12 protein-coding genes are annotated in these 13056 nt (G+C 31.7%); 5 read left to right on the forward strand and 7 right to left on the reverse strand.

What is annotated here, in order from left to right; all coding sequences use genetic code 11:
• The first annotated feature begins 7 nt into the window (after nucleotides 1-7).
• Together AC0L3M_RS13555 and AC0L3M_RS13560 are read left to right on the forward strand one after the other, a co-directional pair.
• On the forward strand, nucleotides 8-1015 hold the full coding sequence (locus tag AC0L3M_RS13555) for a S66 peptidase family protein (RefSeq protein ID WP_473431115.1): 1008 nt from the start codon (nucleotides 8-10) through the stop codon (nucleotides 1013-1015).
• Complete coding sequence (locus tag AC0L3M_RS13560) at nucleotides 1015-1374, forward strand: YraN family protein (RefSeq protein ID WP_339808049.1); 360 nt, start codon at nucleotides 1015-1017, stop codon at nucleotides 1372-1374. Before AC0L3M_RS13555 ends, AC0L3M_RS13560 begins: the two co-directional genes overlap by 1 nt.
• Before the next feature lie 70 nt (nucleotides 1375-1444).
• Here the strand turns inward: AC0L3M_RS13560 and AC0L3M_RS13565 are convergent, their stop codons facing one another.
• Entirely contained in the window at nucleotides 1445-2791 is a 1347-nt protein-coding gene (locus tag AC0L3M_RS13565; protein WP_473431116.1) for a thioredoxin-like domain-containing protein, read from the reverse strand.
• Between the two features lie 31 nt (nucleotides 2792-2822).
• Nucleotides 2823-6161, reverse strand: coding sequence for a transcription-repair coupling factor (gene mfd, locus AC0L3M_RS13570; protein WP_145005753.1), 3339 nt, complete (start codon nucleotides 6159-6161; stop codon nucleotides 2823-2825).
• Nucleotides 6162-6426: 265 nt separating this feature from the next.
• Between mfd and AC0L3M_RS13575 the strand changes: the two genes are divergently transcribed.
• Nucleotides 6427-6858, forward strand: coding sequence for a tellurite resistance TerB family protein (locus AC0L3M_RS13575; RefSeq protein ID WP_145005756.1), 432 nt, complete (start codon nucleotides 6427-6429; stop codon nucleotides 6856-6858).
• Nucleotides 6859-6907: 49 nt separating this feature from the next.
• On the opposite strand, the gene AC0L3M_RS13580 is transcribed toward AC0L3M_RS13575, so the two are convergent.
• From AC0L3M_RS13580 to fbp, 5 genes are read right to left on the reverse strand one after another with little or no spacing between them, the layout of a single operon-like run.
• Nucleotides 6908-8428, reverse strand: coding sequence for an ATP-binding protein (locus AC0L3M_RS13580; protein WP_473431117.1), 1521 nt, complete (start codon nucleotides 8426-8428; stop codon nucleotides 6908-6910).
• Nucleotides 8429-8442: 14 nt separating this feature from the next.
• A complete protein-coding gene (locus AC0L3M_RS13585; protein ID WP_145005762.1) occupies nucleotides 8443-8934 on the reverse strand; it encodes a Rab family GTPase in 492 nt (163 codons plus the stop codon).
• A complete protein-coding gene (locus AC0L3M_RS13590; RefSeq protein WP_473431118.1) occupies nucleotides 8921-9739 on the reverse strand; it encodes a cell envelope biogenesis protein OmpA in 819 nt (272 codons plus the stop codon). The genes AC0L3M_RS13585 and AC0L3M_RS13590 overlap by 14 nt, the downstream gene beginning before the upstream one ends.
• A gap of 15 nt (nucleotides 9740-9754) precedes the next feature.
• The gene (locus AC0L3M_RS13595) at nucleotides 9755-10111 is read right to left on the reverse strand and encodes a fructose 1,6-bisphosphatase (RefSeq protein WP_145005768.1); all 357 of its coding nucleotides are present in this window, start codon (nucleotides 10109-10111) and stop codon (nucleotides 9755-9757) included.
• A gap of 49 nt (nucleotides 10112-10160) precedes the next feature.
• A complete protein-coding gene (gene fbp, locus AC0L3M_RS13600; RefSeq protein ID WP_473431119.1) occupies nucleotides 10161-11168 on the reverse strand; it encodes a class 1 fructose-bisphosphatase in 1008 nt (335 codons plus the stop codon).
• Nucleotides 11169-11267: 99 nt separating this feature from the next.
• Here fbp and AC0L3M_RS13605 point away from each other — a divergent pair, with 99 nt between their 5' ends.
• Both AC0L3M_RS13605 and AC0L3M_RS13610 read left to right on the forward strand, forming a co-directional pair.
• On the forward strand, nucleotides 11268-11765 hold the full coding sequence (locus tag AC0L3M_RS13605) for a GNAT family N-acetyltransferase (RefSeq protein ID WP_473431120.1): 498 nt from the start codon (nucleotides 11268-11270) through the stop codon (nucleotides 11763-11765).
• Nucleotides 11766-13016 carry an aspartate kinase gene (locus tag AC0L3M_RS13610; RefSeq protein WP_473431121.1) on the forward strand — a complete coding sequence of 417 codons (1251 nt, stop codon included), beginning with the start codon at nucleotides 11766-11768 and terminating at the stop codon, nucleotides 13014-13016.
• The last annotated feature ends 40 nt before the right edge of the window (nucleotides 13017-13056 follow it).

A 13056-nucleotide genomic window follows, 5' to 3' on the forward strand; every position in this document is an offset into this window, starting at 1 on the left:
TTACATTATGTCAAAAAAGAGATTATTAGTGATAGTGTGTTGTGCTGTTTTTTTCTTAGGAAATACAACAGGATTTGCGCAAAATAAAACCGAAACTAAATTGATACAGCCACCTTATTTAAAAGCAGGAGACACTGTTGCTATTGTTGCGCCTTCTGGTGTTTTAAAAAATAGATTTGATGAAGTAAATCGTGCCAAGCAGCTTTTAGAAAGTTGGAAGTTACATGTCGTTATTGGTAAGCATGTTTTTAATCAGGCAAACCACTTTGCAGGTACAGATCAAGAGCGTTGCGAAGACTTTCAGATGGCTTTAGATGACCCTAAAATTAAGGCTATATGGTCTGCTCGTGGTGGTTACGGAACCGTTAGGATTTTGGATAGCTTAGATTATACCAAATTTTTAAAGCAGCCTAAATGGATTATTGGTTACAGTGATATTACAGCGTTACATAACCAAATACATAATTTAGGAGTGCAATCACTACATGCAATAATGGGAGTAAGTTTACCTGAAAATTTAGAGGATATTGCAGACAGTATTGAAACTTTTAAAAATACGCTTTTTGGACAACCTTTACGTTATGCTTTAAAGGGATCAAAATATAATAAATCAGGAGATGCTAATGGTGTTTTAGTAGGTGGAAACCTAACTATTTTACACACTATGTTAGGCTCTAAAGATAGTATAGATACGGATGGTAAAATTTTATTTATTGAAGAAATAGGAGAGTACAAGTACCATATAGATCGTATGTTACAAAGTTTAAAACGTGCTGGTTATTTTGATAATTGTAAAGGTGTTATAGTTGGTGACATGAGCAGAATGCGAAAAAACACAACATTATGGGGAACTTCAATTGAGCAATTAATTTTGGATGCGTTGTCTGATTATAATTTCCCTATTGCGTTTAATATGCCTGCAGGACATGAAAAGGATAACAGAGCTTTAATTTTAGGACGTCAAGTAATATTAAAAGTAGATAAAAGTAAATCGACTTTAATTTTTGAAGAATAATGGCTAGTCACAATGAACTTGGTAAAAAAGGAGAGCAACTAGCTGTAGATTTTTTAATTGAAAACAAGTACGATATAATAGAACAAAATTATCGTTTTGATAAAGCTGAGGTGGATATTATTGCTCAAAAAGCTGATGTTTTAGCCATAATTGAAGTCAAAACAAGATCTACAGATACCTTTGGTAATCCTCAAGACTTTGTAAAACCAAAACAAATCCAACGTTTAGTAAAAGCTGTGGATGAGTATGTTACGGTAAATGGATTGGATGTTGAAGTCCGTTTTGACATTATCGCAATAGTCAAACAGAATAATCAATTTAATATCAAACATTTAGAAAATGCCTTTTATCATTTTTAATTTGTCGTGATTGCTATAAAAAAAGTGTCCTAATAAAAATTAATACTTTGATGTTTAACTTTTTAGTTACCTATTCTTCTTTTTTTGGTTGAGGTAGTGTTTTAAAATAAGCTTCAAACGCTTTAAAATCGTATGGTTTTTTGATTATTTTTTTATCACTATCTAATACAAAATAACTTGGTGTAGACTTTACGTTATAGTTGTTTCCAATCTCATTATCCCATTTTCCTTCACCAAAAACATGGTAAAACTCAGGATAGTCATAGGTCATGTCTTTCCATCTGTAACGGTCTTCATCTAAAGCAATCGCAATAACTTTTAATTGTTTATTGTCTAAAGTTTTTACATACTTGCGTAGTTCTGGAATCTCTTCTAAACAGTGTGAGCATGTTGTGCTCCAAAACACGATTAGGTAATTATTAGACTCATCTAATTGATATAGGTTTTTTACAGTTGCTTCGCCTTCTTCATCATAGATTACTATTTCAAAATCTTGTCCAATAGTCCCAACAGATGCATTTTTAAAATAAGTTAAATCTTCTATTAATTGCGTGTCGTTTTCCGCTTTAGCTAAAGCTAATAAATGGGTGTCTGTAATATGGTTAGCAACAGGTTCAACTTCTTCTAAAGCAAATTGATTCCATAAAATTTCTAACATTACTTTTTTAATCTTAGGATTGTTGCCAATAGCTTTTACTACTGTGTCTATGTTATTTTTGTAGGAAGTAATTTGGTCATTACTATCACTAAAATTGAATACATAATTTAATGTTGCTTCAATTAAAAAGTTTGAATTTTGAAGTACTGGGTTTCCAAAATTGATATGTTTAAAGTAGCTGGTTTTAGCATTTTCTGTAAACGTTTTGGCGTCAATTAAATTTTCAGGAATGTAAGGTTGGCTGGCAGTTATAAAATTAAGTACTAATTTACCTTCCGATGCCTTTTCAAACTCTGACTGCGTTGTTTTTAAGATGTCAATAATGTTTTTAAAATCTTTTTCTTTTTTACCTCCAGAAGAATAAAAAGCATTTAAGCTCTGTCCAATCATAGACATGCTATTATTGTAAGAAATCCAAAGTTTGTTTTCTTCGGAAGTTATAAATTCTAGACCTTTTTCTAAATCAAAGGTTAACTCAATATCCTCGTTGTTATACAAAAAATCGAAGTTATATTCATCTTGTGGTTGTGCATAAACAATTCGATACGTGCCAGGAGCTTGTGTTTTTTTAAGATTAAAAATAAAGCTTCCGTCTGCTGCAATATCTGCATTGTCTACAAAAATTGAAGTGTCTGCAGTAACTTGGTATAGAAATGCAAATTTAAATTGATCTGCTGGAGTAAAAGTTCCTTTAATTGTGTTTTGAGCCATCAAAAGGGTTGGCAATATGGCAAATAAAAACAGTATTTTTTTGTTCATTTTTTGTGATTTTCTTTTATAATTTCAAAAACTATTCCAATATTGGTTGTAAGGCAATTAAAGCTTTTTTAACCGTTTTTATATTGTCAAAGGTAAGTAATAAACGTAAGCCATTTCTGGTTTGTTTTTCTTTCATTTTACAAGCCTGAGGATGAGTTTGCACATACTGTAGTAATTTTGTAAAATTTGGGCTTTGATAAAAACTGCTTTGTTGATCATTAATAAAATAACAAATTAGCTTTCCTTGTTTCATTATTACTTTTTCAATACCTAATTTGGTAGCTACCCATTTGATGCGTACGCTATTTATTAAATCTACAACCTGTGTTGGTAACTCTCCAAAACGATCAATAAGTTGTGTTTCAAATTCGGTTAATTCAGCTTCGGTTTTAAAATTGTTTAATTGGGTATAAAGACTTAATCTTTCGGCAATATTGTTAACATAGTCGTCAGGGAATAAAAGTTCCATGTCTGTGTCAATAGTAATGTCTTTAACGTATTCTTTATTTTCTAAAGGTTCATCATATAATTCTTTAAACTCATTTTCTTTAAGCTCTTCAATTGCTTCATTAAGGATTTTTTGATAGGTGTCAAAACCAATTTCATTTATAAATCCGCTTTGTTCACCTCCTAATAAATCTCCTGCTCCTCTTATTTCAAGGTCTTTCATAGCAATATTAAAACCACTACCTAACTCGGTAAACTGCTCTAAAGCTTGTATACGTTTTCTGGCATCATCTGTCATTGCAGAGTATTCTGGAGTTATAAAATAACAAAACGCTTTTTTATTACTACGTCCAACACGACCACGCATTTGATGCAAATCACTTAATCCAAAATTATTGGCGTTGTTAATAAAAATGGTGTTTGCATTGGGTACATCCAAACCGCTTTCAATAATAGTAGTACTAACCAGCACGTCAAATTCGCCATCCATAAAACCAAGCATCAAGCTTTCTAGTTTTTTACCTTCAAGTTGTCCATGACCAATACCTATTTTAGCATCAGGTACAAGTCTTTGGATCATTCCTGCAACCTCTTTAATGTTTTCAATACGGTTGTGAATAAAAAAGATTTGTCCACCACGTTCTATCTCGTAGCTTACAGCATCTCTAATAGACTCCTCTGTAAATCTAATCACGTTACTTTCTATTGGATAACGATTTGGTGGAGGTGTAGTAATGACTGATAAATCTCTTGCTGCCATTAAACTAAATTGCAAGGTTCTAGGTATTGGAGTTGCTGTTAACGTTAATACGTCTACATTATCCTTTAAAGTTTTTAATTTTTCTTTTACAGCTACACCAAATTTTTGCTCTTCGTCAACGATAAGCAATCCTAGATCTTTAAACTTAACATTTTTACTTGCTAGTTGATGCGTGCCTATAATGATATCTACGTGACCTTTTTCTAATTTTTCTAAGGTTTCCTTTTTTTGTTTTGCAGTCCTAAAACGGTTAACGTAATCCACAGTTACCGGAAAGTCTTTTAAACGTTCTGTAAAGGTTTTATGGTGTTGAAAGGCTAATACAGTTGTTGGTACTAAAACTGCAACTTGTTTACCATTATCCACTGCTTTAAAAGCTGCACGAATGGCTACTTCGGTTTTACCAAAACCAACGTCTCCACATATTAAACGGTCCATTGGACGCTCGCTTTCCATGTCTGCTTTTATATCTGCAGTTGCAGTAATTTGATCAGGTGTATCTTCGTATAAAAAAGAAGCCTCTAGCTCGTGTTGTAAATAGCTATCAGGTTTGTATTGGTATCCTTTTTCTAGCTTACGTTTTGCGTATAATTTAATTAAGTTAAAAGCGACATGCTTAACTCTAGATTTGGTTTTTTCTTTAAGAACTTTCCAAGCTTTACTTCCTAATTTGTATACTTTAGGAGGTTTACCATCTTTACCATTAAACTTAGTTATTTTGTGTAATGAGTGAATGCTTAGATATAGGACATCACGCTCTCCATAAACCAATTTAATAGCTTCTTGTTTTTTACCTTCGACATCTATTTTTTGAAGTCCTCCAAATTTTCCTATTCCATGATCAATGTGTGTTACATAATCACCAATGTCAAGGTTTGTAAGCTCCTTTAAGGTTATGGCTTGCTTTTTAGCATATCCATTTTTAAGATGAAATTTATGATAACGTTCAAAAATTTGGTGATCTGTATAAACGACTATTTTAAGGTCGTGATCTATAAATCCTTGGTAAAGTGATTGGGTAATGGTTTGGTAATGGACGTCTTGCTCAACATCGTCAAATATATCATGAAAACGTTTTGCTTGTTGCTCACTGACACAAGCTATATAGTTTGTGTAATCGTTATTATGATTGCTATTTAGGTTATCTATTAATAAGTTAAACTGCTTATTAAATGTAGGTTGCGGTGTGGTATTATGTTGTATGACTTGTGTGGCACTAAAAATTGAGTCTGTACCAAGCTCTACAATACTAAAATCTAATAGTTGTTTTTTTAGCTCGGCAGCATTACAAAATAACTCTAGTGGTTCTGCGTGTTTGATGTCTTTGTTTAATTTAACAAAAGCAGCAATTGCTTTGTCAAAAAAGTCGTCCACACGATCAAAGGTTAAGTCAAAATTTTTGCCAAAAACGACTGTTTTTTGAGCAATGTATTTTAAAAAACTTTGTCTGGACTCATCCATTAATTTATTAGCAACATTTGGTATGATACTAATTTTTTTAATTTGCTCTGTAGATAATTGTGTTTCTACATCAAAAGTCCTGATACTATCTACTTCGTCTCCAAAAAACTCGATTCGGTAGGGCTCGTCATGACTAAATGAAAAAACATCTACAATTCCTCCACGTACTGAAAACTCTCCAGGTTCTGTTACAAAATCAACACGTTTAAATTTATACTCAAATAGGACTTCGTTAACAAAGTCTATTGATAGGCTATCATTAACGGTTATTTTAAGTGTATTACGTTCTAGCTCTTTTCTTGTGACTACTTTTTCAAACAGTGCGTCAGGATAGGTAACGATTATAGCGGGTTTTTTGCGTGAGTTAATACGGTTTAAAACTTCGGCACGTAAAAGTACGTTTGCGTTGTCAGTTTCTTCTATTTGATAGGGTCTACGATAGCTTCCTGGATAAAATAGGACGTCTGTTTTGTTAATGAGTTGTTCTAAATCGTTTAGGTAAAAAGCAGCTTCTTCTTTGTCATTAAAAATAAGTAAAAAGGGTAGCTGTGTTTGTTTAAAAGATTGTGCTACAACGTAGGATAGTGATGAGCCTACAAGTCCTTTTAAATGTGTTTTACTTTGGGTTTGGGCAATAGCAGTTTGCAGTTTTTGCAATTGCAAAGACTGTAAATAGGTTTGCGAGATTAAGGTTTTACTCACTATAACTTTAGTTTGTGCAAATATAAGCAATGCATAAATTATTAGCTTTTAGATTTACAAAATTTAACTTTTTAGAAATGTCCATGGGTAGATGCGTTAAGGATGGAGTGGTTTGTCTGAGCTCCTCGCAGAGAGCGAGCCACGAGAGCCTGGTTTTTTACACCTATTAAAGGGTGTAAAATAAACGCCCAAAAAAATAGAAACTTTTAATTTTAAAAGGTGTACGGTTTGACTATATTTGTAATCTAAAATTAAACAAAAAAGTATGTCATTTTCAGATTTATTCGATAGTGGATTTAAAAAGCGCAATGAGGATCATTTTGCTGCAATTGTACGTGTAGCAATGAGTGATGGTGTGATTAGTGAGTCAGAAAAAGCGTTTTTAGATCGTTTAGCACGTAATTTAGATATTAGTGAAGGCGAGTATAAGCAGATATTAATTGATTATAAAGAGCATCCAATTAACCCTCCAACATCTTATGACCAACGTTTAGAGCGTCTGTATGATTTGTCAAGAATGGTTTGGGCTGATCATATTGAAGGTCCTAAGCAAACAGCTGTATTGGAGCGTTTATGTGTTGGTTTAGGTTTTAAATCTAGCAATGCAAAATATATTACGCATAAGGCTTTAGAGCTAGTGCATGAAGGTGTTGATTTAGATACTTTTGCTGAAGAAATTAAAACGATGAACAGATAATCCTGTTTGATAACTATAAAAAAAAGCGAACTTTAAAGTTCGCTTTTTTTTATTTTAAATATTCTTCTATTTTGGTAATTAAGGCGTTTTCGTCAAATGGTTTTTGGATAACATCGTTAATTCCTGCTTTTTTATAGCGTTTTAAGTCGTCTTTCATAACACGAGCGGTTAACGCAATTACTGGGATTTTTTTATGTTCGCGTTCTGGCATTTTTCTAATTAGTTTGGTAATCTCGTCACCATAACTATTAGGTAATTTTATATCCATTAGTATTAGGTCAAACTCAGAGTTTTCTATTCTTGGAATAACGTCTTCTCCTTTTGTTACTATGTCTAAAAAGTAATTACCTCTAGAGGCTAATATTTTTAGTATGGATAATTGAGTAATTTCTGAATCTTCAACTAATAAAATACTGTATTTTTTATTTGATCGTGGTGAAGTTGCAACGTCTTTCTTTTTAGTTTTTAGTTTATGGTTTTTATCTAAGCTAAAATTGATATTGGTAGAAAACGTGCTACCTTCCCCTTCTGTGCTGTCTACGCTAATTTTGCTATGTGTTAAGCTTACTAAATGTTTAGCTATTGCCAATCCTAATCCTGCACCTTTGTAGGTTTGAGAGTTGTTTAATTGTGTAAAACTTGTGAAGACATCTTCTATTTTGTCTTGAGGGATTCCTATTCCTGTATCTATTATTTGGAAGTGTATGCTTGCTTTTTGAGCTCTGATTTGGTTTAAAGACGCGTTAAAGGTAATTGTACCTTCTTCTGTAAATTTTATAGCATTTTCTAGAAGGTTGCTTAATACTTGTCTTAATCTTAAAGGGTCACCACCAACAACTTCTGGTAGGTTATCATTAAAATTAGTGATTAACTCTAATCCTTTTTGTTGTGCTTTAATTTCAAAAATACTTTTTATGTCTTCTAGTAATTGTCTAATATCAAAAGGACTAATAACAAGGTCTAACTTACCTGCTTCAATTTTAGAGATGTCTAAAATATCTTCTATTAATTGTTTTAGGTAAGTAGATGACGAGTCTATTACTTTTAAGTAATTTAATTGCTCGTCATTTAAATGGGTCTTTTTTAATATATCAGAAAACGTTAAGATTCCTGTTAAAGGGTCTCTTAACTCATGACTAAAGTTTGCAATAAATGCATTTTTAAAGGCTTCTTTTTCTTGTAGGTATTCGTTTTTTAACTCTAAAATTTGAGAGTTAATAACAGACTCATTTCTAACCTGAGCTGTTGTTTGGTAATTGTTATAATGCGTAGTAAGATCTAAAACAACAACTAAAGGCGGTTGTTTACCGTCAAAAGTTTTTACAATAATGTCTGTTATTATTGTTTGGTTTTCAGGATTTGTTAAATGAATACAAGAAAATACGTGTCTTTGGTTTGGTTCTAGAAGTGTACTATGTATACTTTCAAAAAAAGGATGAATTGTGGAAATGTTTTTTCCAACTACCTTAGTAAATATAACATCGTCAGACTCTAATATTTTACCATCTAAGTCTACAACTATGTATTGATTTGTGGATTGCGAATATTCTTTTTTGTATTGTTCTAGCATTATTTTTTCGCTTGTTAAATTACAGCTTCTGCTAAATTAATAAAAACATCGTCAACGTTAGTCCCAGATTTTGCACTTGTATAAAAATCGACAAAGCGTCCAAAAATGTCTTTGTTCTGTTTAATAAACTCGTTAGTAACCAAATCTTTTTTGTTTCCAATAACTTTAATTGGTGTTTTTGGGTAGCGGTCTTTGATGTAATCTAAATCTGCTTCTATGTTTTGATAGGTTGCAGGTCTAGTCATGTCAAAAACATATAAAAACCCATTAGTACCTATAAGGTATGATGGTCTAGTATTTGTAATGTCATCGTTTCCTTCTAAGTCCCAAATAACAAGTGTTATGTCTTTATCTGATTTTGGTATTGATACTTCTTTTTTTAAAATGTGTACACCAATAGTTACTTTGTAGTCTTCTGTAAACGTGTCTTCTACAAATCGTCTTATTAAAGAGGATTTACCAACACCAAAGTGGCCTATTAAAACTATTTTTTTAGATATTTTCATTGTCAAAGTAATCTTTTAGTTTAGTGTTAAAAATATCACTGTTTTCTAAATCTGTTTTGTTTATAATGTTTTGTGCAAAGTCTAGAAGTTTGTCTTCAAGTTTGCTTCTAAAGGTAGCTGTAAATGCACCTGAAATTACAACAGCAATATAATAATTAGAAAAATTTTGAAGATGAATGTGGTAGTTTTCATATTCTATATATTCTAAATTTTGAATTTGAGTTGTAAAGGCATCTTGCGCAAAACTTTTTATGGCTGTTAACATACCAGCAACTGTGTCTTGGTCTATTCCGTGGGTTTTTGAGTATTCTGATACAATTAGTCCAGAGCCACTTTCAATAACCATTATTTGCTCTATCTTAGATTTAAATTGATCGTGAATAATCATATCTCCTTCTGATACTCCTGATTTTTTTGATCTAAATTTTCTTTTTATCGAAGCCCAAGAAAAGGTATTGTTTAAGCTTTTATTTATGTTTTCAGATAGGATTTGTATTTCTTTCTGTACATATTTTTTAATCATTTTACCCATTATTGGGTATAAGGCTTCAACTACTGCATCCTGAGAGTTTTTAATTTCTTCTTGTAACGTTTGCGTAATTGTTGGTCCTAATGTTTTTGGCATTTCCTTGATAAACGCTTCTAGTTTATCTTCTAGAATAGGGTCTATATGTTTAGATAAATTATTTTGCTTGTTAATTAAATCTTCAAGTTTTTTAAGCTTTTCTTCAATTGACAAGGCGTACTCATGCTCATCTTTAAGCAAGATGTCCTTAAGGATTTTTAATTTATCTTCTTGGTTCATGCGGAAGCCAATTTGTTATTGACTTATTTTTTCGCCTAATTTGGTAAATAGTTCACCTAAAAGTTTACGATCCACTTTTTTCTCGTTTAAATCGTCAACTTTATCTTCTAAATTGTTTTCTAGCTCTGTGATTCTAATATTAATATCAGTGCTTAGGTTATCAATGTTTTGAAGCAACTCAGACTTGACTTCGTCCATCAAAGCTTCTAATTCTTTTTTCTTAGCAAGGATATCTTTTTTTAGTGTTTCAAACTCACTATCGTAAGCTTGCATGTTTTCACCAAAAATAAGTTGCTTAATCGCATCTATTTTTGAAGTTGCTTCAGAAGATGCTTGCATGTTGTCTTCGTTGATTTTGTCTGTATTTGCCATCAGGATAATTTATGTTTCAAAAGTAGCAAAAAAATAAACACAATGTTAATTAATCAGCGTTTTGCATGAATTCTTCAGCTTTAAGCACCATGTTTTTGCTTCCGCAGAAAAAAGGAACGCGTTGGTGTAGTGCTGTTGGCTCAATATCCATAATTCTGTTGTAACCATTACTTGCCTTTCCGTTAGCTTGTTCTGCTAAAAAAGCCATAGGATTACATTCATACAATAATCTTAATTTACCATCTTCATTTTTTGAGCTTTTAGGATACATATAAATACCTCCTTTAATCATGTTTCTATGAAAGTCAGAAACCAATGACCCAATGTACCTAGATGTATAAGGTCTATCTCCTTCTTCCATTTGACAGTATTTAATATAGTTTTTTACACCCTGTGGGAAGTGTGTATAATTACCTTCGTTTACAGAGTATATGTTTCCGTTTTCCGGAAACTGCATATCTGGATGTGATAAATAAAAAGTACCGATTGCTGGATTTAATGTAAACCCATTAACACCATGACCAGTGGTGTACACTAGCATTGTAGATGTACCATAAACCACATAACCTGCAGCAACTTGTTGGTTTCCTGGTTGTAAAAAATCTTCGATAGTTACAGGTGTTCCAACTGGCGTAACACGTCTATAAATTGAAAAAATAGTTCCTACAGACACGTTAACATCAATATTAGAAGAGCCATCCAAAGGGTCAATTAATACAATGTATTTATTTTGATTGTTATCATCTTGGCTATTTATTGTAATAAAATCATCTTCTTCTTCACTTGCAATACCACATACAATATTACGATTTGTAAGGGTTTGGATAAATTTATCATTGGCATAAACATCTAGCTTTTGCTGGTCCTCACCTTGTATGTTTGTATCTCCTGCAGCACCAATAATATCTACTAGTCCAGCTTTGTTAACTTCATGGTTTACAACCTTGGCAGCAAGACGTATAGAGTTTATTAATCTAGAGAGTTCTCCAGATGTGTATTTAAACGAAGCTTGGTTTTCAATAATATATTCTCCTAACGTTTGATTTTTTTTAGACATGTGTTTAGATGTAGTTGTTTGCACAAATATCGTATATTTTAACAATTATAACGTTGTAGTTGTCCATAATTTGGTATTATAAACATTCTTAAACTATATTTGATTAAATTAAAATTTTATGGAGTTTACAATTCGTTTTGCCGAAAAAAAGATGTTCCGGCTATGCTTGACTTGATAAAAACACTAGCTGTTTTTGAAAAACAACCAGAAGCAGTCATTGTTACAGAAGCAGATTTATTGGAACAAGGTTTTGGAAAACATCCCTTATTTACAACTTTTGTGGCCGAAAAAAATGATGAAGTTGTAGCTATGGCTTTAATATATATCCGTTTTTCTACCTGGAAAGGTAAGACAGTACATTTAGAAGATTTAATTGTTAAAGAAAACTATAGAGGAGAAGGTCTTGGTACTTTACTTCTTGACGAGGTTATTAAATACGGTTATAGTTTAGGTGTTAAACGTATATGTTGGGAAGTTTTAGATTGGAATGAACCTGCAATAAAATTTTATGAAAGTAAAGGAGCCACTTTACTAAAAGATTGGTTTTTAGTACAAATGGATCAATCAAGTATTGAAAATTACATCCAAAAATTATAAATGAGAGTATTTAAATTTGGAGGTGCGTCTGTTAAAGATGCCAAAGGTGTTAAAAATCTAATTTCGGTTTTAGATCAAGTAGGACATGACAATACGTTAATTATTGTGTCTGCAATGGGTAAAACCACTAATGCTTTAGAGCAGGTTATAGGTAACTATTTTGATAACAAACCAGAATTACAGCAAGCTATACAAGCAGTTGTGACTTATCATAACGATATTATATCAGAGCTTTTTGAAAATAAAAATCATCCCGTTTTTGAAATTACAAATGCGCTTTTTGAAGAGCTTACTACTTTTTTGAAAACAAATAAATCTCCGGATTATAATTTTGTTTACGATCAAGTGATAGGATTTGGTGAGTTAGTATCTACCACTATAATTAGCCAATTTTTAAACTTAAAAGGATTTACTAATAATTGGATAGATGTTAGACAATTAATTAAAACAGATGACTATTATAGACGCGCAAATGTTAATTGGGACCTGACACAGCAGTTAATTACTAAACATGTTGATACTAATAAACTTAATATAACTCAAGGGTTTTTAGGAAGCGACAAAAATAATTTTACAACAACTTTAGGTCGCGAAGGTAGTGATTATACAGCAGCCATTTTGGCTTATTGTCTAAGTGCAGATAGTGTTACCATTTGGAAAGATGTACCTGGTGTTTTAAATGCAGACCCTAGACACTTTAAAAATGCACAATTATTAAACGCCATATCATATACAGAAGCTATTGAGCTGGCTTTTTATGGTGCCTCAGTAATACATCCTAAAACATTACAGCCACTTCAACGTAAAGAAATACCATTATACGTTAAATCGTTTTTACAACCAAATGAAGATGGAACAATAGTTAGTAAAATTAAAGGAATTGAACCAAAAGTACCCTGTTTTATAGTAAAGCAAAACCAAGTCTTATTATCATTATCTACTTTAGACTTTTCCTATATTGTAGAAGATAATATTAGCGAAATATTTAATTTGCTATCAAAATATAAAATGAAAGTTGATGTTATCCAAAACTCTGCGATTAGTTTTTCTGTTTGTTTTGACAATAATTACAATAATTTAGAACCTTTATTGTTACATTTAAAAGCTAAATTTAAAGTGACATGTAATGATAACGTATCTTTGTACACGATTAGGCATTACAATCAAAAAGCAATTGCCGATTTAGAAGTCGGAAAAACAGTTTTATTAAAACAAATGTTTCAAGAAACATTACAAATAGTAACTAAATAAATCTATTGATTACATTTGTAAACTCTAATATGAATAAAAT

This window comes from Olleya sp. KJ81-1 (assembly GCF_055808135.1).